Raw genomic sequence first — 23,389 nt, forward strand, 5'->3', positions numbered from 1 at the left:
CCTCGGAAGGCCGGCCGCCATGGGCGGTCGGCTGCCACTGGCTGGACGATGAGGGGATATTAGCACGGTCGTTCGTGCTGTTTTCTGGACAAGGGGCAGCCCTCACCGGTGCGGCGCGGCCGCCCACGCGGCCAGTACGGCGAAGTCCCCGTCCGTCAGGCCCGTACGGGGGTCCACGCGCAGCAACAGGGTGGGAGCGGGGTGCCGAGCGGCTGCCCAGGTGCGGTCCGCGGGGGTGATCTCGTCGTCCACCCAGGCGAACGGGCGGCCCTCGGCCAGGGTCAGGAGCGCCCGGGTCTTCCAGTGCAGGAGGACTCCCCCGCCGTTGTCCTCGTCCTCGTCCGGACCCGGTTCGGGCCATACGGCGACGGGCAGGGCCGGCAGTCCGATCCTGGGGGCGATGGCTTCGTTCGCCTCCTCCCCCCACGTGGTCGCCCAGACCGGCTCATAGGGCAGGGCGAGCAGGCGCGCGCCGAGCCCGGGATCCAGGCGCGCCAGGAGCGGGTTGTCGTCCGGCAGGCCGACGTGGGCGTACTCCCGGTATCCGCTTCCGCCGAACGGGATGAGCGGGCCGTCCACGTCGAGGAAGAGCAACGGCGATCGCGGGACGGGGGCCGTGCGCGAGGTCGTCGTGGGCGAGGTCATACGGGCAATCTAGTGGGCCGCCCCCACCGGGTCGGACGGGTCGGACGGAGCGGGGCCCAGGGCGAGGCCGCAGGGCGACGGGGCGACAGGGCAGGGCGACGGGGCAGGCGTCGTCAGTCCTCGTGCTTCGCGCGGCTGGGCTGCACCCGCTTGGGCTCCCCCGGCATCTTGGGGTAGTCCGGCGGATAGGGCATGTCGCCCACCCCGTGGTCGCTTTCCTGGCGGTCGGCGAGTTCGAGGACCGCCTCCAGTCCGAAGGCGTGGTCGTCCATGTCGGCGTGGAGGTCGCCCAGCTCGGCGAAGCGCGCCGGCATCGTCACGATGTCGAAGTCGCGTGGTTCCGCAGCGTCCAGCTCCTCCCAGCGCAGCGGCGCCGAGACCGGGGCGTGGGGGCGCGGGCGGACGGAGTAGGCGGAGGCGATCGTGCGGTCGCGGGCCGTCTGGTTGTAGTCGACGAAGATCCGCTCCCCGCGTTCCTCCTTCCACCAGGCCGTGGTGACCTTGCCCGGCATCCGCCGCTCCAGGTCCCGGCCCAGGGCGATGGCGCAGCGGCGGACCTCGGTGAAGGTCCAGCGCGGGGCGATCGGCACGAAGACGTGCAACCCCCTGCCGCCGGAGGTCTTGGGCCATCCGCGCAGGCCCAGCTCCTCCAGCAGGGCGCGCAGTTCGTGGGCGGCGGCCACCGCGTGGTGGTAGTCGGTGCCCGGCTGCGGGTCCAGGTCGATGCGCAGCTCGTCCGGCCGGTCGACATCGGCGCGGCGCACGGGCCACGGGTGGAAGGTGAGGCAGCCGAGATTGGCGGCCCACAGCACGGCGGCCGGTTCGGTCGGGCAGATCTCGTCAGCCGAGCGTCCGCTGGGGAAGGTGATGTGGGCGGTCGGGATCCAGTCGGGCAGGTTCTTGGGGGCCCGTTTCTGGAAGAAGGACTCCCCCTCGACCCCGTCCGGGAAGCGCTCCAGGGTGGTCGGCCGCTCGCGCAGGGCGCGCAGGATGCCGGGGGCGACGGCCAGGTAGTACTCGGCGACGTCCCTCTTGGTGAGCCCGCGCTCCGGGAAGTACACCTTGTCGGGGCTGGACAGGCGTACCGCCCGACCACCCGCGTCCAGCTCGATCGCACTGCGCGCAGCACCCATGTGCGCCACGGTAGGCGGGCCCGGCCGGGCGCGCACACCGGGCGGGTCCGGGGGGAGCGCCGCAGAATCTCAGGTATGGATCTGCCGGTGATGCCCCCCGTGAAACCGATGCTCGCCAAGTCCGTCGCGAAGATCCCGCCGGGGATGCAGTACGAGGCCAAATGGGACGGCTTCCGGGCGATCGTGTACCGCGACGGTGACGAGGTGGAGCTGGGCAGCCGCACGGGTAAGTCCCTGACCAGGTACTTCCCCGAGCTGGTGGGGGCGTTGAAGGAGAATCTGCCGTCCCGTTGCGTGGTCGACGGAGAGATCGTGATCGTGCACGGCCACCGGCTCGACTTCGACCGGCTCACCGAGCGGATCCATCCCGCCGCTTCGCGCGTGAAGCTGTTGGCCGAGACCAACCCGGCGTCCTTCGTCGCGTTCGATCTGCTCGCCCTCGGCGACGAGCCGCTCCTCGACAGCCCCCTCGGCACCCGCCGCGCCGCCCTGGTCGATGCCCTTTCCACCGCTCGGCCCCCCGTCCACCTCGCGCCCGCGACCACGGACCCCGCGCTGGCACGGGAGTGGTTCGAGCGGTTCGAGGGCGCCGGACTGGACGGGGTGGTCGCGAAGCCCCTCGACCTCCCCTACCGGCCCGATGCCCGACTCATGTTCAAGATCAAGCACGAGCGTACGGCGGACGTCGTCGTCGCGGGTTTTCGTTTCCACAAGAGCGGTCCGATCATCGGATCGCTCCTCCTCGGCCTGTACGACGACCGGCACGCCCTCCAGCACGTGGGCGTCTGCGCCGCCTTCCCCATGAAGCGCCGGGCCGAGCTGGTCGAGGAGTTGGAGCCGCTGCGGATGCCGGAGCCGGCCGGCCACCCGTGGGCGGCCTGGGCCGAGGAGGCCGCCCACGAGAGCGCCCGGCTGCCCGGTGCACAGAGCCGCTGGACCGGGAAGAAGGACCTGTCGTGGGTGCCGCTGCGCCCCGAACGGGTCTGTGAGGTCAGGTACGACCACATGGAGGGCGACCGCTTCCGGCACACCGCCCAGTTCGCCCGCTGGCGTCCGGACCGGGAGCCGGAGAGCTGTACGTACGACCAGTTGGAGGAGGTCGTCCGCTACGACCTCGCCGCGGTGCTGGGGACCGCGGACTGAGGCGCACCGGGCCCGATCCGGCCCGGCCGCTCAGCCGGCGGTGAGCTTCTCCCACTCGGCCCGGGCCGGTCCCGCCTCCGGCGGCGCGTAGTCGGGCCGGCGGGCGAGCCAGTGCGCGACCCGGATCCGGACCGCCGGTTCACCGTAGACGCGGCCGGGGAGCCCGACGAGGTGCCGGACCCGGGCGCGGGCCCGCATGACCTCCGGGTCCTCCAGCGCGCAGTCGAACAGGGCGGCCACTTCCCGCGCCGTCCCCGTACGCCCCGCCCTGGCCGCGAACCGTTCCCCGATGGCCGAGTCGGCGACGACCTGGAAGTCGAACCAGGGTTTCAGCGTGCGCACCGCCCAGTCGTGGTGTGCGTTGGCGAAGCGGGCCGATCCCGGGTCCTCGTGCGCGGTCTGGGCCACGCGCCGCGCCGCCCAGAGCGCCAGGGAGGTCCCCTGCCCCAGGGTCGGATTGGTGTGGGTCAGCGCGTCGCCCACGGGCACCAGTCCGCGTACGACGGGCCCCCGCTCGTCGGCCAGGGCGCTCCAGCGGTTGTCCAGGCTCGCGGTGGCCAGGACCCCGGAGAGCGGCTCGGCGCCGAGCCCGAGCCAGGCCTCGCCCGGGGGGAAGGCCCGCGCGGCGGCCTCGAAGACGGCGGGATCGCGCAGCGCGCCCCGCGTGGGGTCCTCGACGTGGACGAACAGGGTCACGGCGAAGACCGCGTTGTCGGCCGGGAAGACCGCGCAACCGGCGAAGGCGCCGCCGGTCACGTTCCACGGCCTGCGCGGGCCCTCCTCCATGCCCGGGGGCAGCCGGTACCAGCGGCAGAAGTACGCGAGCCCCGTGCGGTGGCGCTCCACGGTCCCCGGGCGGCAGCCGGCGTCGGCGAGCAGCCGTTCGGTGCCGCCGCGCCGGCCGGCGGCGTCCACGACGAGGTCGCCCTCGTAGGCGCCGCAGCGGGTGGTGACGCCGGTGACCCGTACGCCGTCCGAGGCGCTCCCGGTCAGCGCGACGAGACCGGTGACCGGTTCCCCGTAGCGGGCGACCACGCCCCGTTCGGCGCGCAGGGCGGTGGCCAGCGCGCTCTCCAGCACGATGCGGCGGGCCTGGATCATGACGAGGTCCTCGTCCCCGGGGCGGGCCGGCGGCCGGTCCTCGAACCAGTCCAGCTCGCTGCGTTCGCGGGCGCCGAGCCGGAGCATCTCGGCGTGTACGTCCGGCAGCTCGGTCCTGAGCACCTGGCGCGCGGCGCCCAGCAGGGCGTGCGGTTGGGACGCCTGGGGGACCGTGGGGCGCCGCCAGTCGAAGAAGTCCCGGTCGAGGGCGGTGCCGGGGGCCCTCGTGTCCCGCTCGAAGAGTTCGGCGGTGTGCCCCCGGCGGGCCGCGAGCAGGGCCGTCGCCAGCCCCGCGACTCCGCCTCCGATGACCAGTACGTGTGCCATGCGTCCCCCCGAGCCCCGAGCCGAACCCACCACAGAACCGCAGAACCACAGAACGGCAGAACCACAAACCGCAGAAGCGAAGAGCCGACGAGCCGACGAGCCGGACGACCGAAGGAGCGGAGACCGTACGACGATCGGACCGCCCTGAGCCTGCACGGACGAGCCCCGACCGAAACCCGCACAAACTTCCGAGTCACCTCCGTCCGAGGGTCCGGCAGTGCTCCCGCTTGACAAATCGTGTTGCCGGACCGGCAAATGAAGGCATGGCCTCGCAGGAAGCGCACGAAGATCCGGAGACCGATCTCGCCGGCGTGCTCGGCGCCGTGGGCCCCCGCCTGCGCGCCCTGCGCCGGCAACGGGGCGTCACTTTGGCCCAGCTCGCCGAGACCACCGGGATCTCGCTCTCCACGCTGTCCCGGCTGGAGTCCGGCGGACGCCGGCCCACGCTGGAGCTGCTGCTCCCGCTGGCCAAAGCGCACCGGGTGGCCTTGGACGAGCTCGTCGGCGCCCCGGAGACCGGGGACCCGAGGGTCCGCGCCCGGCCCTTCCAACGGCACGGGAGCACCTACATCCCGCTGACCCGGAGCCCCGGCGGGCTCCAGGCCTTCAAGACGATCCTCCCGCCGACGCAGGGCCCGCCCCCGGCCGAGCGGGAGTTCGGCGTCCACGAGGGCTACGAGTGGCTGTACGTGCTCTCCGGGCAGCTGCGGTTGCTGCTCGGAGAGCACGACCTGGTGCTCGGTCCGGGCGAGGCCGCCGAGTTCGACACCCGCACCCCGCACCTCTTCTTCAACGCGGGCCCGCGGCCGGTGGAGTTCCTCAGCCTCTTCGGCCCCCAGGGCGAACGGATGCACGTCCGCGCCAAGCCGACGCCCCGGACGCGGGGACCCCGGACCGAGGGGTCCCGTCCGAAGGAACCGAACCCCCGGGGTCGACGCGCAGCCGACCCCGCCGACAGGGACGAGCCCGCATGACCTCCCACGCCTCCGACACCCCGGACACCCCCGGCGCCCCCACCCCCGGCGCCCCCGATGCCCCCGGGACGCCCACCGCACCGTCCCCGGGCTCCGGAGCCCGCGCCGTTCCCCGCCCCCACGCCGTGGTCGGCGTCGGCCTGATCGTGCTCGGCGCCGACGGCCGGGTGCTGCTCGGCCGGGCGCACGACGGCCGTTGGGAACTTCCCGGCGGCAAGGTCGACCCCGGGGAGGGCTTCGAGCAGGCCGCCGCCCGGGAGTTGGTCGAGGAGACGTCGTTGCGGGTCGAGCCCGGGGCGGTCGAGGTGCTGGCCGTCCAGATCGACGCCGCCTCCGACCTCACCCGATTGACGGCCGCCGCGGTGACCCGGTCCGCCGAGGGCACGCCGGCCGTCACCGAGCCGCACAAGATCGTCCGGTGGGAGTGGTTCGCCCCGGACGGGATCCCGGCGGGGCTCTACCCTCCCTCGGCCGCGGTGCTGCGCGCGTGGCGGCCCGAACTCGCTGGCCTGCCGCACGTCCCCTCCCACGACTACCCGACCGGGCCCGCCGGCAGCCCGTGATCACCGCGGCGACGCGGTTCGCGCTCCACCGCGCCGTCGGCGCCGGGCGACCGCTCCGGGTCGGCGGCGCCGAGCGACCGCCGGGATCCGGCCGGCTCGCCGCCGGGGTTCCCGCTCAGTTCCGCGCGCCCACCTTCGGCGCGAAGTTGCCGTTGCCCAGGTCCTCCGCCAGCAGCCGCTTGGCGATCGCGTCGGCCGCCGTGCGCAGTTCGGCGCTGCGCGGCCGGCCCCGGTCCTTCTCCAGCCGGTCGCCGAGCCAGTGCGCCCAGGCCCGCGAGATCTCCTCGGCCTCCCGCTCCCCCGCCGGGGTCAGCGTGAGGAAGGCACCCTCCCGCGTCAGGTAGCCCTCGTCCACCATCCGTTCGAAGACCGGCAACAGCACCTCCGGGGGCAGCGAGCGCCGCGAGGCGATCAGTCCCAGACTGGCGTGGCCCACGGTCCGCGTCAGCAGTTCCACCTGCATCACCGCCCACGCGCCCGCGATGTCGAGGCGGGTGTCGGAGGAGGACACGATGGACCGGGCCGTCTCGGGCCCCATGTTGCGCACCAGCTTGCCCACCGCCAGCTCCAGCAGTTTGGCGGAGTTCCCGGAGGCGGTGGCGGGCGAGGCGAAGCCGTCGCCCATGTCCGTGGAGCCCGCGCGGGCGGAGTCGCGCAGGGTGACCTCCTTGAGGAAGAGGGCGACGACGAAGCCGACCCCGGCCACCGGCACCGTCCACAGGAACACCGTCTGCAGCGCGTCCGCGTACGCCGCGATCACCGGGGCGGCCTGCGCCGGGTCCAGGTGGTGCAGGCCCTGCGGGCTCTGGGCGGCCGCGCCCAGCTTCGCCGGATCGGTTCCGGTGGCGCGGGCGGCCTCGGCCACCGCCGTCTCCAGTCGGGGCCCCAGGGTGTTGGCGTAGATCGTCCCGAAGACGGCGGTCCCGAAGGCGCTGCCGAGCGTACGGAAGAAGGTGACGCCCGAGGTGGCCGTGCCGAGGTCGGCGTAGTCCACGGTGTTCTGCACGACGATGGTCAGCACCTGCATGCACAGGCCGATGCCGGTGCCGAGCACGAACATGTACAGGGACTCCAGCCAGGTGCTGGTCCCGGGCCCCATCAGCGACAGCAGGTACAGGCCGGCGCCCATCACCGCGCAGCCCACGATGGGGAAGATCCGGTAGCGGCCCGTCTTGCTGACGAAGTTGCCGCTGAAGACGGAGGCGATCAGCAGGCCGATGACCATCGGCAGGGTCCGTACGCCCGAAATGGTGGCCGATTCCCCGTCCACGTACTGGAGGTAGGTCGGCAGGAAGGTCATCGCGCCGAGCATCGCGAAGCCGACGACGAAACTCAGGACGGAGCAGATCGAGAAGACCTGATTGGTGAACAGCCGCATGGGGAGCATCGGTTCGGCGGCGCGGACCTCCGCGAGGCAGAACAGCGCCAGGGCCAGGATCCCGCCCGCGAACAGGCCGATGATCACCGGGGAGGTCCAGGCGTACTGGTTGCCGCCCCAACTCGTGCCCAGGATCAGGGCGCTCGATCCGATCGCGACCAGCGCGATGCCGAGGTAGTCGATCACGGTCTTGCCGACGGCCCGGACCGAGGGGATGGTCCGCGCGGCCGCGATCACCACCAGGATGGCGATGGGCACGTTGACGTAGAAACACCAGCGCCAGCTCAGGGAGTCGGTGAAGAGTCCGCCCAGCAAGGGTCCGATGACGGTGGCCACGCCGAAGACGGCGCCGATCGCGCCCTGGTACTTGCCCCGTTCCCGCAGCGGGACCACATCGGCGATCAGCGCCATCGCGGTGACCATCAGACCGCCGGCGCCGATGCCCTGGACGCCCCGCCACAGGATGAGCAGGGTCATGTTGCTCGCGAACCCGCACAGGAAGGATCCGCTGATGAAGACGATCGCCGAGATCTGGAAGATCAGCTTTCGTCCGAAGACGTCACCGAACTTGCCGACCAGCACCGTCGCGACGGTCTCCGCGAGCAGGTAGGAGGTGACCACCCACGACATGTGGTCCCCGCCGCCGAGGTCCGCCACGATCGTGGGCAGGGCGGTGCCCACGATGGTCTGGTCGAGCGCGGCCAGCAGTACGCCCAGCATGATCGTGCCGAAGATGATGTTGCGCGTGCGCCGGTCGAGCACGGGGGGCGGCGGGGCCGTGGCGGTGGCTGTGGTCACACTTCGCACTTTCACAGCGCCCCCAGCGCCCCGCACCCGGCGCAGCGCCGTACGGGTGACTCCCGGAGCGGATCAGCGCAGGTGGGCCAGCTCCGGGTGCACGGCCGCGTACCCGTCGAGGAGCCGTCGGGCGACCGCCACGGAGTCCACCAGCGGGTGCAGCGCGAAGGCTTTCACGGCGTCGGCCCGCGCTCCGCTCGCCGCCGCGGCCAACACCTCCCGTTCGACCGCCTTCACCGAGGTCACCAGCCCGACGGCGTGCAGCGGGAGCGGGTCCACCGCAACCGGGTGGGCGCCGTTGGCGTCGACCAGGCAGGGCACCTCGATGACGGCCTCGGCGTCGAGCACGGACAGGGTGCCGCGGTTGCGGACGTTGAGGATGAGGGTGGTGCGTTCGTCGCGGGCGATGGCCCGCATGAGGGCGAGGGCCACCTGCTCGTAGCCGCCCGACTCCAGGTCGCTCTCCTCGCGCTCGCCGACGCCGGCCACCTCGCGGTTCTCGGCCATGTACGTGGCCTCGCGCTCCGCCCGGGTCCGGTCCCAGGCGGCCAGCGCCGCTCCGGCGGCCTGTCCGGGGCGCCCGGCCTCGGCGTAGAAGCCGCGCTGCTGGTCGCGCAGGAAGGCGCCGCGCGTCCGCTCGACCTCCTGGTAGGCGCGTACGGTGTCGCGGTTGAAGTAGTAGTAGTGGAGGTACTCGTTCGGGATCGCGCCCAGCGAGCGCAGCCACTCGGCCCCGAACAGCCGCCCCTCCTCGAAGGATTCCAGCAGCGTGGGATCGGCGAGCAGCCGGGGCAGTTCGTCGCGGCCCGCGACGCGCAGTCCGCGGACCCAGCCGAGGTGGTTGAGGCCGACGTAGTCGATCCAGGCCTCTTGCGGTCGGGCGCCGAGCAGCCGGGCGATCCGGCGGCCGAGGCCGACGGGCGAGTCGCAGATCCCGATGACCCGGTCCCCGAGCAGTTCGGCCATCGCCTCGGTGACCATCCCGGCGGGATTGGTGAAGTTGATGACCCACGCCTCGGGGGCCACGCGGGCGATCGTGCGGGCCAGCTCCCGGGCGACGGGCACGGTGCGCAGGCCGTACGCGATCCCGCCCGCGCCCACCGTCTCCTGGCCCAGCACTCCCTCGGCCAGGGCGATCCGCTCGTCGGCGGCGCGTCCTTCCAGCCCGCCGACGCGGATGGCGGAGAAGACGAAGTCGGCGCCCCGGAGGGCCTCGTCCAGGTCCCGGGTGGCGGTGACGGCGGGGGCGTCGGCGACGCCCGCGGCCTGGTCGGCCAGGACCCGGGTCATGGCGGTGAGCCGGTCGGGGTCCTCGTCGTAGAGCGTGACCCGGGACACGCGCCCCTCGGCGTGGTCCGCGAGGAGGGCTCCGTAGACGAGCGGTACGCGGAATCCGCCCCCGCCGAGGATGGTCAACCGCACGTCCCTGCCGCCCTTCACCGCGAACGCGGAAGCCCCCGCCGGGGGCCTCCCCCGGTCCCGGCCGGCGCCCCGGCGCGCCCCCTCGCCGAAAATGCCACGATGCGCGACATCCGGCGGGGTGACACGGATCGTGGCACCGACACGACGCGTCCCCGGGCGGCGGCACGCCGCGCCCGGCCCCCGCCGTGGCACTCGCTTCAGGGGACCAGTGTCCCCCGGGCGGTCACTCTCCGAGCGACGGCACGGCCCGCAGCCGGGCCCCCTGCTGCTGCGCGGATCCGGCGCCACCGCGTACGGGGCCCTGGGGCAGGCCCTGCGGGGTGGAGAGCACGAGGGTGATCCGGGTCAGACCCATGGCCTCCAGCATTCGGCCGGATTCCGCCACCATCCGGCACCGCACCACGCCCGTGGCCGGGTCGGGGTGACGCACCGTCCGCACCGCCCCGTCGCGCTCCGCGGCCTGGGGGCCGTGGGTGCTCAACCAGTGCGGGACGCCGTAGCGGTAGGCCGCCTCCATGAAGGGGTCGCGGGCCACCTCCTGGCGGATGCTGCGCAGCCCCTCGTCCTCCGGGGCCGCGGCGAGCGCGGTCGCGAACTGGGCGAGCAGCGGTACGCACCAGGCCGGTTCGTGGTCCTCCAGCACGGCCGCGGCGTCCGGGTGGAACAGCACGAAGCGCAGGAAGTTGTCGTCCGGCAGGGCCGTCGGATGCGGGCGGACCGACTGGAAGAGCCGGTCGAAGGCCGAATTGGTGAGGGCCACGTCCCAGCGGTGGTCCACCAGGAAACTCGGGTAGGGCAGGGCCTCCATCAGGGCCGCGTAGTCGACGAGGTAGTCGCGTTGGGCCGGATCCTGCGGCAGCCGGTTCTCCTCGGCCGCCCGCCAGGTGGGCGGCGGGTCCCGGTCGACCATGACCCGGAACAGCCAGAAGCACTGCCGCTCGCTCATCTCCAGCGCCTCGGCCAGGGCGAGGAGCTTGCGGTCCGTCCATTCCTTGACGAGCCCGCGTTCCCAATTGCCGTAGGCGCGGACACTGATGCGCAGACGGACCGCGAGGTCCTCCTGGCTCAACCCCAGCTCCTCGCGGCGCTGGCGCAAAATCTCCTTGCGTCGTTCCGACCGTACTGCGCCACGGGCGGACTCTTCGCCCGCCAGACGCTCTTCACCGGCTCGGACGAGGCCATCAGACGGGCCCACCGCTGCGAGATGTGGCACCGAGAGCTCCCCCTCCTCACGGTCTGGATCTTCATTTCCGTGTGGCGATCCTGCTACCGACTTCATTCGAGTGTCAACTATTGTGGCAATTCCGGCCGGGCGACAGCTCATTCGCGCCACAGCTGTGGCAAGTTCTAGCTCTCCCGAGGCAGACCGGATAGATTCCCTGAGGCCGACCACGTGCCCACTGACCTCGCGCGATCTAGGAGAACCACTGGTGACAGACGGCTTCCCGGCTCCCGTCGCGGTGGCCAACGCGTCCTTGGCCGCGTCCGTCACGCGGGTAGCCGAACTCGCGAACAAAATGGGCCGCGAACTGAACCAGGTCTTCGACCTGCGGCGACTCTCCGAGGCCTCCGGGGTCCCCACCGACGTCGTCCGGACCCTGCTGGACGGTCGGCGGGCCGGCGAACCCGATCTCCAGGCCCGCTTCCTCCAGCGCCTGGACCTGCTGCGGCGCACCCGCGTCAAGTCCAACGGACGCCGCTACACGCAGCAGGAGATCGCGGACGGGGCCGGCATGTCCCGCCAGCAGGCCGGCGCCCTGATCAACGGCGACCGCCGCCCCACGATGGAGCACTGTGACGCGATCCAGCGCTTCTTCGGGGTCCACGCCGGCTTCCTCACCGCCCACGACGCCGACGCCCTCACCGACGCCCTCCAGCGGACCGAGCAGCAGCTGCTCCAGGACTTCGCGGGCCGCGAGCGCCAGACCGTACCGGCCGAGGCCGCCGCGGCGGGCGATCCGCTGGCGAGACTCCTGCAGAACCACGGGGTGCGGGGCATCGCCTGGCGGGCCGCCCAACTGCCCAGCGACAAGCACCGGGACAAGGTGACCGAATGGCTGGACATGCTCCTGGAAAGCGTCAAACCGAACGAGTCCTGACCCAGTCGAAAGCCTGGATCTGCATCCTTGAATCCTGATCCGGATCCGCGCCGACGGGGAGAACGGTGAGCATAGGCAGAGCGCAGCGGCGGTTGTGCGGGGAGCTGGTGGCCGGTATCGGGCTCGCCGCCCCCGTCGAGCCGGTGGACCTCTACGTGGCCCTCTGCGAGGGCATGAGCAGGCTCCGCGGCCGTCCCGTCGAGTTCCGGATGGCCTCCTTCCCGCAGGGAACGGCCAGCGGGCTGTGGCTCGACATGGCCGACCGCGACCTCGTGGTCATCGAGGAACGCACCGCGCCCGACCACCAGCTGGTGATCCTGGGCCACGAGCTGTGGCACATGAAGGCCGGCCACTGCAGCCACCACGTGGACGGCGCCGCCGTCGCCGCCCGTCTGCTCACCGACGGGGCGGACCTCGGCGAGACGGTCCGGCGGGTCGCCGCGCGCACCCGCGCCGACGACTCGCAGGAGACCGAGGCCGAATCCTTCGGGCTCCTGCTGGGCAGCAGGTGCCGCACCTGGCTGCCCAGCTCCGGGGGCCACCGGGCTCCGGCCCAGCGCGACGAACTGGCCGGCCGCATCGAGACCTCCCTCGGCTACCGGGGGCACAGGAACGACCGTTGAACAGCCAGGACTACTACATACCGGCGGCGGCCATGGCCCTGTCCCTGGTCTTCAAGTTGCCCGCCCTGCGCGCCCGCTGGCGCGATCCGCTCCTGCGCTCCGTCTGCGTCCTGCTGCTCCTGGCGGGCTCGGTCTTCACCTTCGCGGCCCCGCCGACCATCGGCGCCGTCAACGAGTGGACGGGCGTGCCCAACATCTCCGCCCCGCTCGTGTACTGCCTCATGAGCGCCTTCAGCTGCTCCTGCCTGCTCCTGGTGTTCAACTGGCGCGGCGGCCCCCCGGAGCGGATCCGGCGGGCCTCGCAGCGCTGGATCTCCGGCTACGCGGTGGTCATCGTGGCCATCGTGGTCCTCTTCGCCCTCGGTGACGTGCCCGAGCAGCGGCTGCGCGACTTCGACACGCACTACGCGAACACCCCGTACGTCCGGGTGATGATCGCCCTCTACCTGCTGGCGCACCACGTGTCCGCGCTGACGATGGTGGCGATGTGTTGGCGCTGGTCCCGCCAGGTGGGCGGCTGGCTGCGGTCCGGCCTGCTGATCATCGTGTCCGGCTACGCGATCAGCCTGTCCTACGACGCCACGAAGCTGTCCGCCGTCGTCGCCCGCTGGCTCGGCCACGACCTCGACTACCTGAGCACCTATGTCGCCCCGCCCCTGGCCTCCGCCGGCGCCCTGGTCAGCGCGGTCGGGTTCGTCCTGCCGCTCGTGTGTCAACGCGTCTCGGACAGCTGGCGCACCTGGGCCACCTACCGGGACCTCGGCACCCTCTGGCACGAGGTCCACGACGGCGCGCCGCCCGGCTCCCCCGGCGTGCGGATGTCGTGGTGGTCCCCGGCCGAGATCCGAGTGATCCAGCGGGAGTCCGACATCCACGACGGCTTCCTGCGGCTCGGCCCCCGCTTCGACCCCCACCACCGCGACGCCGCCTACGAGCGGGCCCGCGCGACGGGCGCCGACGAGGCCACGGCCCGCGCCGTGGCCGATGCCGCCATGGTCGCGGCGGCCGTACGCACGGGCGCCGCCCGCCCCGAGGGAGCGGACGGCGAACTGCCCGTCACGGACCGGGCGGGGGACGGGAAACGGGCGCTCCTCGGCGCCGACGGTCCCCGCGACCTCGTACGGATCTCCCGCGCCCTGCGGCACTCCCCCGTCGTGGCCGCCGCCCGGCGGCAGGCGGCGGCCTCACCCTGCTGACGGGCGGCGGGCGGTGCGGGGCGCAACAGGAGGCGGTGCTCAGCAGGAGGCGGTGCTCAGCGGGAGGCGGTGACGGACACCGTCGGGAAGAGGTCCGCGAAGGGCCCCGCCGAGTCGATCCCCTCGCGCCCGAAGGGGGCGTCGAAACTCCAGACCATGAACAACAGGAAGACGATCAGCGCGCTGAACAGACCGGCCAACAGCAACTCCCGTCCGGAGCGGCGGATCTGCAGGGTGAAGATCAGCCCGATCGTGACGATCCCGCCGACCAACAGCCCCACCCACACCACGCTGGGCAGGGTGGACGCGTCGCTCTGGGTGCGGGAGTGGCGGGCGTCGTCGGCGGTCGCGATGTGGTCGAGGAGCGGCTGGTAGGCCTGCGCCTGGAGCTCGTTGGTCGGGCTCTGGTGGGTGACGTCGGTGCGCAGCGCGCCCAGCAGCCGGCTGCCCTCGGTGCTGGCGCCCTGGCCGGACACCAGGCGCGGCCAGTCCACGCTGACGGTGTGGGAGACGTACGCGTCCACCTCGCCGCGGATCCGGTCGCGGACGGGGGCCGGGTAGACGTCGGCGCGCTGGGTGACCTCGTAGAGGGACTGCGCCTCGCGGCGCACGCTGTCCTCGGCGGAGCCGCGCGCCTCCCAGACCCCCGCGATGGCCAGGCCCAGGACGATCGCGTAGACCACCCCGACCATCATCGTCATGTACTCGATGACGTCGGGGGTTTCGCTGGTGTCCTCGTCGGCCGCGACCCGGCGGTGCCGGAACGCGGTGATGGCGAGGACGGCGGCGCAGACGAGCGCCATGGCGATGGCCAGGACCAGCCATTCGGACACGAGGGGTCTCCCGTTCGTGGGTACGTGGGTACGTGGGTGCCGGGCCGCTCAGGAGCGGGCGGCGCCGCCCCGGCCGGAGGAGCGGGGGCGCAGCGCGGCGGCGGCGAGGACGGACGGGGTGGTCACGACCACCATCAGCATCATCGTGCTCAGGCCTCCGGCGTTGCGCCGGGCCAGGGCGGCCGAGTGGTACGGACGCGTGTGGAAGGCGCTGACGCGCTTGAGGGCGGCCGGGGGCCCGGGCGGGGCGGGAGCCGTCGCGGGGACGGGCTCCGGTTCGGGGGTGGCGGGCGGCGGGGCCTGCGGGGCCGGAGCGGCCGGTGTCCCGATGGCCCCGGGGGCTCCCGGCAGGTCGGGGGCCCGGCCGACGTGGCGCACGGTGGGCGCGCTCGCGCCGGGCAGGGTCACCCGCGGCGGGGGCGGTGCGATCGGCGAGGGGGCGGCCGGTACCCCGGGCGGGGGCGGTACGGCGGGGTCCGGGCGCGCGGTGGGCGGCTTCGGGTGGCCGCCCGGCACGCACACGTCGACCCGCGCCCCGCGGCCGTGGCCGTCTCCGGCGACCGCCACATGGCCGTGCAGCGGACAGAGCGCCGCCACCAGCCCCGCTCCGGCGAAGTACTGCCAAGCCGTCACCGCGCTCCTCCCGATCCGGCAGCCGTCATGAGGGTTACGGCTGAAGAAACGATCAGAGCGCCGGCGCGACACGCGTCAAACAGGTCAAGATCCCCGGCCGGCGGGTGACTTCGGAACGTACGAGCGGATGCCGCCCCCGGCCGGGCCCGTCACCGCCCCCGTCACCGCCCCGTCCGGGCCCGGGAGCGACGGCCCCGCGGACCGGCCGGTCCGACCCGCGGCGCGAGACCCGTCGGGCGCGGTGGGGCGGGGCGACCCGGTGCGCGGACCGGGCGCGGCCCCGGCGCGGTGGGAAGACGGGCGGGACACGGACGGGCGGCGGCCTCACCCTTGCGGCCCAGTCCGCCACAGCGAGGGCCCCGCACCCGGCCGATGATCGGGAGACCGCGACCGCGGATCGGCGGGGATCTCAGCAGAGGGACGGTGGCGCGTGCACACAGCCGGTCAGGACGGCCCCGCGGCGCCCGTGGACTCCCGGCCGGCGGGGGAGCCGCGATGACCACGAGCGCCCCGCCCGCACCGGAACAGGAGCCGCCCGCCCCCGCCAAGGGCCTGCGCTTCCCCAGCGCCCTGACCATCCTGGCCCTGGTCACGGTCGGGGTGTGGCTGCTGGCCTTCCTCATCCCGGCCGGTCAGTACGCGCACGACGCCAGTGGAGCCCCCGTCTCCGGCACCTACCACCGGGTCCCGAACACCCAGAGCCTCACCGACCGCCTCGACGACCTCTTCCTCGCGCCCGTCAACGGCCTGTACGGCATCCAGGACACCACCACCCACGAGGTCGGCCCGACCTTCACGGGCGCGCTGTACGGCAGCGCGGGCGTCTTCCTCTTCGTGCTGGCCATCGGCGCGTTCATCACCGTCGTCTTCGCCACCGGCGCCCTCGACCGGGGCATCGCCCTCCTCGCCCACCGGCTGCGCGACCGGGGCGCCCTGCTGATCGCCGCCGTGATGCTGGTGTTCTCCGTCCTCGGGACTGTGGAGGGCTTCGCGGAGGAGACCCTCGGCTTCTACGGCCTGTTGGTGCCGATGATGCTGGCCCTCGGCTACGACCGGCTCGTCGCCGTCGGCTCCGCCGTCCTGGGCGCGGGCATCGGCGTGCTCTGCTCCACCGTGAACCCCTTCGCCACCGGTGTCGCGTCCTCCGCCGCGAACATCTCGCTCGGCGACGGGATCTTCCTGCGGTTCGCGATGTGGGTGGTGCTCACCGCCGTCACCATCCTCTACGTCGTCCGCTACGCGCACCGGGTGCGCAAGGACCCGACGAAGTCCCTGTGCGGGTTCCTACCGGGCGACCGCGACCAGAAGGCGGCGGCCGACTCCGACCGGGCGCCGGAGCTGACCCGTCTACACAAGGCCGTGTTGGTCCTGCTCGTCCTGGTCTTCTCCTTCATGATCTTCTCGGTGGTGCCCTGGTCCGGCGCGCTCACCGGCAAGGGCGACGCGGCCCCGTACGGCTGGGAGTTGGACTGGTCCTTCCCCCAGCTCTCGGCGCTGTTCCTGTGCGCGGCGGTGCTGGTCGGGCTGGTGGCGCGGATGGGCGAGGCGAAGCTCAGCTCGACGATCATCCAGGGCGCCGCCGACTTCATCTCCCCGGCGCTGGTCATCATGCTGGCGCGCGGGGTCACCGTCATCATGAACAACTCGAAGATCACCGACACCGTCCTGCACTCCATCGAGGGCGTGGTGCAGGGCACCTCGTCCAGCATGTTCGCCGTGATGGTCTTCGTGGTGAACCTGCCGCTGGCCTTCCTGATCCCCTCCACCTCGGGCCACGCCACCCTCGCCATGCCGATCCTGGCCCCGCTGGCCGACTTCGCGGGGGTCTCCCGGGCCCTGGTGGTCACGGCCTGGCAGTCGGCGAGCGGCTGGATGAACCTGTGGGTGCCGACCACCGCCGTCACCATCGGTGGCGTGGCCCTCGCCAAGGTCGGCTACGACAGGTACCTGCGTTTCGTGTGGCCGCTGTTGGCCATCCTGTTCGTGCTGATCTGCGGCTTCCTGGCCCTGGGGGCGGTGGTCTGACGGCCCGGAAGCCCCGGGGGACCTCACCCGGACGGCCTAGGCTTTCCCCATGCCCTCCCCCGCCGCCCCCCTCGCCGACCGCGCCACCGGACGAGCCGCTCCGGATGCCTCGGGTGCCCCGGACGCCCCGGTGGCCCTGTGGCGGGCCGCGCGGCGGCCGGGGGCCTTCCTCCGCTCCTGGTGGCCCTGGCGGTGCTGGGGGTACCTCGGCAGCGGGGCCCTCCTCGGTTACGCGGTGCTGGTGGCGCTGGCCGTGCTCCTCGGGCTCGGGCTGCTGCTGGCGGTGGCCGGGGTCGGGCTGGTGCTGCTGCTCGCCGCCGTGGCCGGGGCGGTCCCGCTCGGGGAGCTGGAGCGCCGGCGGCTGCGCTGGGTCGACCCGCTCCCGGTCGGTGACCCGCACACCTCGCTCGCCGGGGCCGGACCCGCCGCCTGGGTGCGGACGCGGCTGCGGGAGCCGGCCACACGGAGGGAACTGGGCTACGCGGCGCTGCTCGGGACGGTCTTCGGGCCGGCCGGGTTCGGGGTGCTCGCCCTGGTCGCCTTCTCGCTGATCCTGGTGGCCTCCCCGGCCGTCGTGTGGGCCCTCGCCCCGGAGCCGGTGATGCTGGTGCCCGGGCGGGCCGTCTCGGGACCGGTGGAGGCGCTCGGCGGGAGCGTCGTCGGGCTGCTCGGGCTGGCGTCGGCGGCGTACGCGGGCGCGCTGCTCGCCGGGGCCCAGGTCAAGGCGGCCCGGCTGCTGCTGGGGCCGCGCGAGGAGGACCCCCGGGTGCTGGAGCTGACCCGCTCGCGGGTACGGCTGGTGGACGCCTTCGAAGCCGAGCGGCGGCGCATCGAGCGGGACCTGCACGACGGGGCCCAGCAGCAACTGGTCGCCCTCAGCATGACCTTGGGCCTCGCCGAGATGCGGCTGCGGGCGCTGCCCGAGGCGGCCGAGGCCGCCGTGCTGGTCGGCCGGGGACGCGAGGAGGCCCGGCGGGCCCTGGAGCAACTGCGGGACCTCGTACGGGGCATCCACCCCCGGGTCCTGACCGACCACGGGCTCGCGGCGGCCGTGGCCGAGGTGGCGCGGCGCCATCCCGTGCCGGTCACCGTGGACCTGGAGGTGCCCCGGCTGCCCGAACCGGTCGAGATCACCGCCTACTTCACCGTCACCGAGGCCCTCACGAACGCGGCCAAACACAGCGGGGCCTCGCACGTCGGCGTCGCGGGTAGGGTCGAGGGTGACCGGCTCACCCTCACCATCACCGACGACGGCCGCGGCGGGGCCGACCCCGGCGCGGGGGCGGGCCTGGCCGGACTGGCGGACAGGGTGGCGATGTTGCGGGGCAGGCTGACGGTGTCCAGTCCGGCGGGCGGGCCGACCCGGCTGTGCGTGGAGGTTCCGTGCTCCGGGTGATCCTCGCGGAGGACTCCGTCCTGTTGCGCGCCGGGCTGACGGAACTGTTGACCCTGGGCGGCCACGAGGTCCTCGCCGCCGTCGGCGACGCCCCCTCCCTGCTGCGGGCGGTGGAGTCGGAGCGGCCCGACGTGGTCGTCACCGACGTGCGGATGCCGCCCGGCCTGCACGACGAGGGGCTGCGGGCCGCGCTCGAACTGCGCTCCCGGGACGCCTCGTTGCCCGTGCTCGTGCTCTCCCAGTACGTGGCCGGCGCGTACGCGGCCCAACTGTTCGGCGCCGGCTCGCCGGCCGGGCTCGGCTATCTGCTCAAGGACCGGATCGGCGAGGTCACGGAGTTCCTCGACGCCCTGCGGCGGGTCCACGAGGGTCACACGGTGATCGACCCGGAGGTGGTCCGCGTCCTGCTCGCCCCGCCCGCCCGGCCCGACCTGCCGCTGGCCCGCCTGACCCCGCGCGAGCGGGAGGTGCTCGCGCTGATGGCGGAGGGCCTCAACAACCAGGCGGTGGCGGCCCGTCTCTTCATCACCGAGGCCTCCGTCGTGAAGCACTCCGGCGGCATCTTCACCAAGCTGGACCTGGACCCCACCGAGGGCAACCGCCGGGTCCTGGCGGTCCTGGCCCACCTCCGGGGCCGGGCGGCCGACTGAGGCGCGCCGTGCGCGGGGGCGGGTGCGCCGGCGGGCGGTCCGCGATATTCCTGGGGTCCGCGGGTCCGCGCACCCCTGATCGGAGTCCTCGATGTCCGTACGCCGCGTCGTGCCCAACATCCGCTCGCACTCCCTCCCGGAGAGCCGGGAGTTCTACGGCCTCCTCGGCTTCGAGGAGGTGATGAACCACGGCTGGATCATGACCCTGGCCTCCCCCACCGAACCGGCAGCCCAGGCGAGCTTCATGGCCGAGGACGCGACCGCGCCCGTCGCACCCGACCTCAGCGTGGAGGTGGACGACGTGGACGCCGCCCACGCGGTGATGCGCGGGAGCGGCGCCGAGATCGTGTACCCGCTGACCGACGAGGAGTGGGGCGTGCGCCGCTTCTTCGTGCGGGACCCCAACGGCCGGGTGGTCAACGTACTGGGCCACCGGTGACCTGGAGTGCGACCGCCCCCGCGACCGCGACCGGCGCCGGGGTCGGGGGCGCGGCGTACACGGCCTCGGCCGGGAGGTGGCGTTCCAGCCGCACCAGCGCGAGGGCGGCGCCCAGCGCGGCGACGGTCAGCAGGGCCCACGGCAGCCGGCCGTCGACGGCGAGCAGCCCCGTGAAGAGGGACGGGGCCAGGGCCGAGGCCAGGGAGTACGAGAGCTGGTAGGTGGCCAGGTAGCGGCCGCGCACCGCCTCGGGCGCGGCCGAGACCGACAGGGCTCCGCCCGACGGACTGTGCACCAGCTCCCCGACGGTGTAGACGACCACGATGAGCAGCAGGACGACGAGGGTCGCGCTCTGCCCGGGGCGGACCGTACCGAGCAGGATCTGTCCCGCGAAGGCGGCGGCGAACAGCAGTGCGCCGAGGGCCGCGGAGCGGGTCCTGCGGGCGCCGGAGCGACGGACCCGGCTCGCGATCAGGACGCCGACCCCCGCGCAGAGCGCGGTGTTGACGGTGAAGGCCGCTCCGGTGAGGGAGTCGGGCCCGTGCAGCCAGGTGGCGATGTAGAGCGGGAAGAGCACGGACAGGGCCGAGTAGCCGAGCGCGGTGAGGAAGTTGGCGGCCGTCAGCCCCAGGAAGGGGCGGTCGGCCAGCACCATGCGGTATCCGGCGGGCGGGCGCACGGCCGAGCCGGCGGTGGGGCCGTCGACCGGCCGCACCCGGCCGACGAGCAGTCCGGCGAGGGCGAAGGCCACCGCGTTGCCCCAGGCGGTGTAGGCGAAGCCGCCGGTGCCCCACAGGGCCAACACCCCGGAGACCAGCAGGGCTCCGGCACCCATCCCGGCGTTCTGCAGGGCCCTGATGGACGCCTGGAGCCGGTCGCGCGCTCCGCCCCGGGCCACCTCGCCGATGAGGGACTGCTGCACGATGGGGAAGGACCGGTCGGCGAGGGCGGTGATCAGCGCGACCGCCGCGAAGGCGGGGAGCGAATCGGCGAACGGGTAGAGGGCGAAGCCGAGGGCGCGCACCGCGTAGAGCACCAGGTTGGCCTTCTTCGCCCCGAACCGGTCGACGGCCGAGCCGGCGAGCGGCATGACGGCGAGGCCCGCGAGCCCGGTCACCGTCAGCACGACGCCGACGAGGGCGAAGGAGAGGCCCGTGACGTGGTGGAAGAAGACCAGCGAGAAGGGGATGTACATCCCGATGCCGACGGCGCTGATCCCCACTCCGAGGAGCAAGGGCCCTTCCCCGCGCACCCGTTCTTCCTTCACGCGCTCGGCCATGTCAACGCTCCCCCGAATTGAATTGCTTGGAAGTAGCTTAGCTCTAAGCTGCTTTTCGTCAAGCAATATCCCGGGGAGGCGCCGGGCCTCCGGGCGCGACCTCAGTCGAAGGGGTCGATCTCGACGTGACCGGCCGACGCGGAGCACACCTGCCAGTGGGTGCCCGTGCGCCGCAGGTCCAGCGAGTAGGCGACGACGGAGCCGCGGGCGGGCGTGAGGTCCACGTTCACCGTGGCCTCGCCGTCGCTCTCGGTGGAGGAGACGATCCGGTGGCCGAAGCCGGGTTCCAGCCGGCGCAGCGCCGCCGCCGGGTCGGAGGTGACGCCGGGACAGCCCGTGTCGGAGGTCGCGGCGCCGGTGGCGACCGCCTCCAGCCAGGCGTCGGCGGCCCGGTGGAGCGGGTTGCGGTCCGGGTCCGCCGCGCGGACCACGGTGACGACGAGGACGACGACCGCGGCCGTCAGCACGAAGCCCGCGCCGAGCAGCAACCTGCCGGTACGGACCGGCCTCCATGTGGACATGACGTCTCCCCTTCCGCTCCGTCACCGACCCTGCCCTGCCCTGCCAGGGACGCCCCCGGGCACCGGGCCGTTCCCGGGCGGGCGGTGGAATCATGGACGCCGTCAGCCCCGCCGACCCGTCGACCCACACAGTCCCCGGAACAGGAGTGTCGCCCCCATGGAACCCGCCGCCCCCGTCGTGCCCGACCCGTCCGTGCTGCACCCGATGCCGGGACAGCCCCGGGTGGTGCTGCTGAAGCCACTGATCACCTCCGCGCTGATCGAGGTGGGCGACTACTCGTACTACGACGACCCCGACGATCCGACCGCCTTCGAGACGCGCAACGTGCTCTACCACTACGGGCCGGAGCGGCTGGTCATCGGGAAGTTCTGCGCGCTGGGCACCGGGGTCCGTTTCATCATGAACGGTGCCAACCACCGTATGGACGGGCCCTCCACGTTCCCCTTCCCCATCATGGGCGGCGACTGGGCCGCGCACTTCGACCTGATCACGGGCCTTCCGGGGCGCGGGGACACGGTCGTCGGGAACGACGTGTGGTTCGGCCACGGCGTGACGGTGATGCCGGGGGTCCGGATCGGCCACGGCGCGATCGTCGCCACCGGCTCGGTGGTCGTCTCCGACGTCCCGGACTACGCGGTCGTCGGAGGCAACCCCGCCCGAGCGGTCCGCAGTCGCCACAACGAGGCGGACGTGGCCCGGCTGTTGGCCATCGCCTGGTGGGACTGGCCCACGGAGCACCTCACCCGACACCTGCGGGCCGTCATGTCGGGCAGCGTCGACGAACTGGAGGCCGCCGCCCCGACCCGCCCCTGAAGCCCCCCGGCGTCACCGGCGCTCACCCCCGGGAGCGGGCCACCACCCGCGCAGCGGTGGCGGTCGGCGGGGCGGTCGCCGAGCGGGCCCAGACCACCAGCAGGACCGGAAGCGCGAGGTAGCCGAAGCGGCCCGCCGGGGCCAGCAGGAAGGCCAGGCCGAGCCCGAGCGCGAGCCGGTCCGCCGCGGCGGCCACCGAGCGCGGCGGGCGCACCCACAGCGAGAGCGCCACCCCCGCCCCGGCCACCAGGAGCAGACCCACCGTCAGGTACCAGCCCCACGGTCCGAGTTCCGTCAGGAGGTGCCCCGGGAGCGGGCTGCTCGCCGGGGTCGCCACCGCGGCCCGCCCGGTCGGGAAGGCGAACACCTGCCGCCACAGCTCGGCCGGCTGGAGCAGGGCGCCCGGCAGCACCAGGGCCGCCGTGCCCAACGCCGCCACCAGCGAGCAGCGCACCCCCGCCCGCGCCCCCCGCGCCGCCCCGAGGACGGCGACGGCCACCACCACCGCGGGCAGGGCGGTCCACTTGAGGGCGCAGGCCACCGCGAGCGCCACCCCGGCCACCGTCGGGCGGCCCGACACCGCCGCCGCGAGGGCCAGGCAGCACAGGCCCGCCAGCGGCAGGTCCACCCCGCTCACGGCCAGCGGGAGCGCCACCACCGGCGAGGCCACCAGCACCGGGAGCAGCGGGGAGGGGGCGGCGCCCAGCAGGCGCCGACCGGCCCACATGCCCCCGAAGAGGACGGCCGCGCACCAGAGCCGGGCGTCGCCCAGCAGCCGCGCCGCCCACACCCCGCCCGGACCGAAGGCGCCGTCGAACAGGGCGCGGGGCACCCCGAGGAGGGCCATGCCGGGGAGGTAGGGGGTGTACTCCTCGACTCCGGCGGGCCGGTCCACGTAGAGGCGTCCGGTGGTGAGCAGGAGCCGCCCGGACCGTTCGATCACGCCCACCTCGGACTGCCCCTGCCCGGTCAGGACCAGGTACAGCAGGGGCAGTGCGACGGCTCCGGTGAAGGCCGCCGCGAGCGCCGAGCGGGGGCGGCCGAGGGCGGTGGCCCCGGCGGCGACCAGGTATCCGGCGGCCGCGCAGCAGCCCCACAGCCGGTGCGGGCCGAGCGAGGAGAACAGCGGGAAGGACAGCGCCCAGGCGGCGGCCGACAGCCATCCGAGCACCCACAGGGCCGTACGTGCGGGCGCGGGGGCGAGGGGTGCGGGGGCGGCGGTCGCGGGACGGGCGGAAGCGGACGAGGTCGTGGGCATGGCCCCATTCCAGCCGCGGCACCCCGCCCGGGTCTGCACGCCCAGGTCGACTCCTCGGGGTGGGGTTTCCCCTACCGTGGACCGCCGAGGACCGCCGAGGACCGCCGTGGTTCACCCAGCACCGCCGGGGATACCCAGG

The 23,389-nt window shown here is 73.7% G+C and carries 22 protein-coding genes; 11 read left to right on the forward strand and 11 right to left on the reverse strand.

Features of this window, described 5'->3' with window-relative positions; genetic code table 11:
• Positions 1 to 102: 102 nt before the first annotated feature.
• Positions 103 to 645: a hypothetical protein gene (locus tag ACIOD1_RS14550; RefSeq protein ID WP_401902453.1), complete on the reverse strand. Its 543-nt coding sequence runs from the start codon at positions 643 to 645 to the stop codon at positions 103 to 105.
• Positions 646 to 758: 113 nt separating this feature from the next.
• Positions 759 to 1,778 carry a non-homologous end-joining DNA ligase gene (gene ligD, locus ACIOD1_RS14555; RefSeq protein ID WP_365618840.1) on the reverse strand — a complete coding sequence of 340 codons (1,020 nt, stop codon included), beginning with the start codon at positions 1,776 to 1,778 and terminating at the stop codon, positions 759 to 761.
• Between the two features lie 75 nt (positions 1,779 to 1,853).
• Here ligD and ACIOD1_RS14560 point away from each other — a divergent pair, with 75 nt between their 5' ends.
• Entirely contained in the window at positions 1,854 to 2,921 is a 1,068-nt protein-coding gene (locus ACIOD1_RS14560; protein WP_365618843.1) for an ATP-dependent DNA ligase, read from the forward strand.
• A gap of 30 nt (positions 2,922 to 2,951) precedes the next feature.
• Here the strand turns inward: ACIOD1_RS14560 and ACIOD1_RS14565 are convergent, their stop codons facing one another.
• Positions 2,952 to 4,349 (reverse strand): NAD(P)/FAD-dependent oxidoreductase, encoded by a 1,398-nt coding sequence (locus tag ACIOD1_RS14565; protein WP_401902456.1) that lies wholly within the window; start codon positions 4,347 to 4,349, stop codon positions 2,952 to 2,954.
• A 263-nt stretch (positions 4,350 to 4,612) separates the two neighbouring features.
• Between ACIOD1_RS14565 and ACIOD1_RS14570 the strand changes: the two genes are divergently transcribed.
• Together ACIOD1_RS14570 and ACIOD1_RS14575 are read left to right on the forward strand one after the other, a co-directional pair.
• Positions 4,613 to 5,323: a helix-turn-helix domain-containing protein gene (locus ACIOD1_RS14570; protein WP_401902459.1), complete on the forward strand. Its 711-nt coding sequence runs from the start codon at positions 4,613 to 4,615 to the stop codon at positions 5,321 to 5,323.
• Positions 5,320 to 5,886 carry an NUDIX hydrolase gene (locus ACIOD1_RS14575; protein WP_401902461.1) on the forward strand — a complete coding sequence of 189 codons (567 nt, stop codon included), beginning with the start codon at positions 5,320 to 5,322 and terminating at the stop codon, positions 5,884 to 5,886. The genes ACIOD1_RS14570 and ACIOD1_RS14575 overlap by 4 nt, the downstream gene beginning before the upstream one ends.
• Before the next feature lie 115 nt (positions 5,887 to 6,001).
• Here the strand turns inward: ACIOD1_RS14575 and ACIOD1_RS14580 are convergent, their stop codons facing one another.
• The 3 genes from ACIOD1_RS14580 to ACIOD1_RS14590 all read right to left on the reverse strand — a co-directional run bounded on the left by ACIOD1_RS14580 (position 6,002) and on the right by ACIOD1_RS14590 (position 10,553).
• The gene (locus ACIOD1_RS14580) at positions 6,002 to 8,062 is read right to left on the reverse strand and encodes an MDR family MFS transporter (protein ID WP_365618855.1); all 2,061 of its coding nucleotides are present in this window, start codon (positions 8,060 to 8,062) and stop codon (positions 6,002 to 6,004) included.
• A gap of 72 nt (positions 8,063 to 8,134) precedes the next feature.
• Positions 8,135 to 9,484, reverse strand: a complete 1,350-nt coding sequence (locus ACIOD1_RS14585) for a 6-phospho-beta-glucosidase (protein WP_365618858.1) — start codon at positions 9,482 to 9,484, stop codon at positions 8,135 to 8,137.
• Between the two features lie 223 nt (positions 9,485 to 9,707).
• Positions 9,708 to 10,553 (reverse strand): helix-turn-helix domain-containing protein, encoded by an 846-nt coding sequence (locus ACIOD1_RS14590; protein ID WP_401902464.1) that lies wholly within the window; start codon positions 10,551 to 10,553, stop codon positions 9,708 to 9,710.
• A 361-nt stretch (positions 10,554 to 10,914) separates the two neighbouring features.
• Between ACIOD1_RS14590 and ACIOD1_RS14595 the strand changes: the two genes are divergently transcribed.
• The 3 genes from ACIOD1_RS14595 to ACIOD1_RS14605 all read left to right on the forward strand — a co-directional run bounded on the left by ACIOD1_RS14595 (position 10,915) and on the right by ACIOD1_RS14605 (position 13,402).
• A complete protein-coding gene (locus tag ACIOD1_RS14595) occupies positions 10,915 to 11,583 on the forward strand; it encodes a helix-turn-helix transcriptional regulator (RefSeq protein ID WP_365618864.1) in 669 nt (222 codons plus the stop codon).
• 65 nt (positions 11,584 to 11,648) lie between these two features.
• Positions 11,649 to 12,206: a toxin-antitoxin system, toxin component gene (locus ACIOD1_RS14600; protein ID WP_401902466.1), complete on the forward strand. Its 558-nt coding sequence runs from the start codon at positions 11,649 to 11,651 to the stop codon at positions 12,204 to 12,206.
• Entirely contained in the window at positions 12,203 to 13,402 is a 1,200-nt protein-coding gene (locus tag ACIOD1_RS14605; RefSeq protein WP_401902467.1) for an MAB_1171c family putative transporter, read from the forward strand. Before ACIOD1_RS14600 ends, ACIOD1_RS14605 begins: the two co-directional genes overlap by 4 nt.
• Positions 13,403 to 13,458: 56 nt before the next feature.
• Here the strand turns inward: ACIOD1_RS14605 and ACIOD1_RS14610 are convergent, their stop codons facing one another.
• Positions 13,459 to 14,235, reverse strand: coding sequence for a hypothetical protein (locus ACIOD1_RS14610; protein WP_365618873.1), 777 nt, complete (start codon positions 14,233 to 14,235; stop codon positions 13,459 to 13,461).
• A gap of 48 nt (positions 14,236 to 14,283) precedes the next feature.
• The gene (locus tag ACIOD1_RS14615; RefSeq protein WP_365618876.1) at positions 14,284 to 14,868 is read right to left on the reverse strand and encodes a hypothetical protein; all 585 of its coding nucleotides are present in this window, start codon (positions 14,866 to 14,868) and stop codon (positions 14,284 to 14,286) included.
• A gap of 495 nt (positions 14,869 to 15,363) precedes the next feature.
• On the opposite strand from ACIOD1_RS14615, the gene ACIOD1_RS14620 reads away from it, so the two are divergent.
• The 4 genes from ACIOD1_RS14620 to ACIOD1_RS14635 all read left to right on the forward strand — a co-directional run bounded on the left by ACIOD1_RS14620 (position 15,364) and on the right by ACIOD1_RS14635 (position 19,378).
• Positions 15,364 to 16,893, forward strand: coding sequence for a YfcC family protein (locus tag ACIOD1_RS14620; protein WP_401902471.1), 1,530 nt, complete (start codon positions 15,364 to 15,366; stop codon positions 16,891 to 16,893).
• Between the two features lie 49 nt (positions 16,894 to 16,942).
• Positions 16,943 to 18,289, forward strand: coding sequence for a sensor histidine kinase (locus ACIOD1_RS14625; protein WP_401902473.1), 1,347 nt, complete (start codon positions 16,943 to 16,945; stop codon positions 18,287 to 18,289).
• Positions 18,277 to 18,939, forward strand: a complete 663-nt coding sequence (locus ACIOD1_RS14630) for a response regulator (RefSeq protein WP_401902475.1) — start codon at positions 18,277 to 18,279, stop codon at positions 18,937 to 18,939. Before ACIOD1_RS14625 ends, ACIOD1_RS14630 begins: the two co-directional genes overlap by 13 nt.
• 91 nt (positions 18,940 to 19,030) lie before the next feature.
• Complete coding sequence (locus tag ACIOD1_RS14635) at positions 19,031 to 19,378, forward strand: VOC family protein (protein ID WP_365618888.1); 348 nt, start codon at positions 19,031 to 19,033, stop codon at positions 19,376 to 19,378.
• Here the strand turns inward: ACIOD1_RS14635 and ACIOD1_RS14640 are convergent.
• Together ACIOD1_RS14640 and ACIOD1_RS14645 are read right to left on the reverse strand one after the other, a co-directional pair.
• Positions 19,356 to 20,657 carry an MFS transporter gene (locus ACIOD1_RS14640; RefSeq protein ID WP_365618891.1) on the reverse strand — a complete coding sequence of 434 codons (1,302 nt, stop codon included), beginning with the start codon at positions 20,655 to 20,657 and terminating at the stop codon, positions 19,356 to 19,358. The genes ACIOD1_RS14635 and ACIOD1_RS14640 overlap by 23 nt on opposite strands.
• A 101-nt stretch (positions 20,658 to 20,758) precedes the next feature.
• Complete coding sequence (locus ACIOD1_RS14645; protein ID WP_401902478.1) at positions 20,759 to 21,178, reverse strand: hypothetical protein; 420 nt, start codon at positions 21,176 to 21,178, stop codon at positions 20,759 to 20,761.
• Between the two features lie 157 nt (positions 21,179 to 21,335).
• Here ACIOD1_RS14645 and ACIOD1_RS14650 point away from each other — a divergent pair, with 157 nt between their 5' ends.
• Positions 21,336 to 21,992, forward strand: a complete 657-nt coding sequence (locus ACIOD1_RS14650) for a CatB-related O-acetyltransferase (RefSeq protein ID WP_401902479.1) — start codon at positions 21,336 to 21,338, stop codon at positions 21,990 to 21,992.
• A 22-nt stretch (positions 21,993 to 22,014) separates the two neighbouring features.
• On the opposite strand, the gene ACIOD1_RS14655 is transcribed toward ACIOD1_RS14650, so the two are convergent.
• Positions 22,015 to 23,250: a glycosyltransferase 87 family protein gene (locus tag ACIOD1_RS14655; protein WP_401902481.1), complete on the reverse strand. Its 1,236-nt coding sequence runs from the start codon at positions 23,248 to 23,250 to the stop codon at positions 22,015 to 22,017.
• Positions 23,251 to 23,389 lie beyond the last annotated feature (139 nt).

Source organism: Streptomyces sp. NPDC088097, assembly GCF_044741845.1.
In the GTDB taxonomy this organism is placed as follows: domain Bacteria; phylum Actinomycetota; class Actinomycetes; order Streptomycetales; family Streptomycetaceae; genus Streptomyces.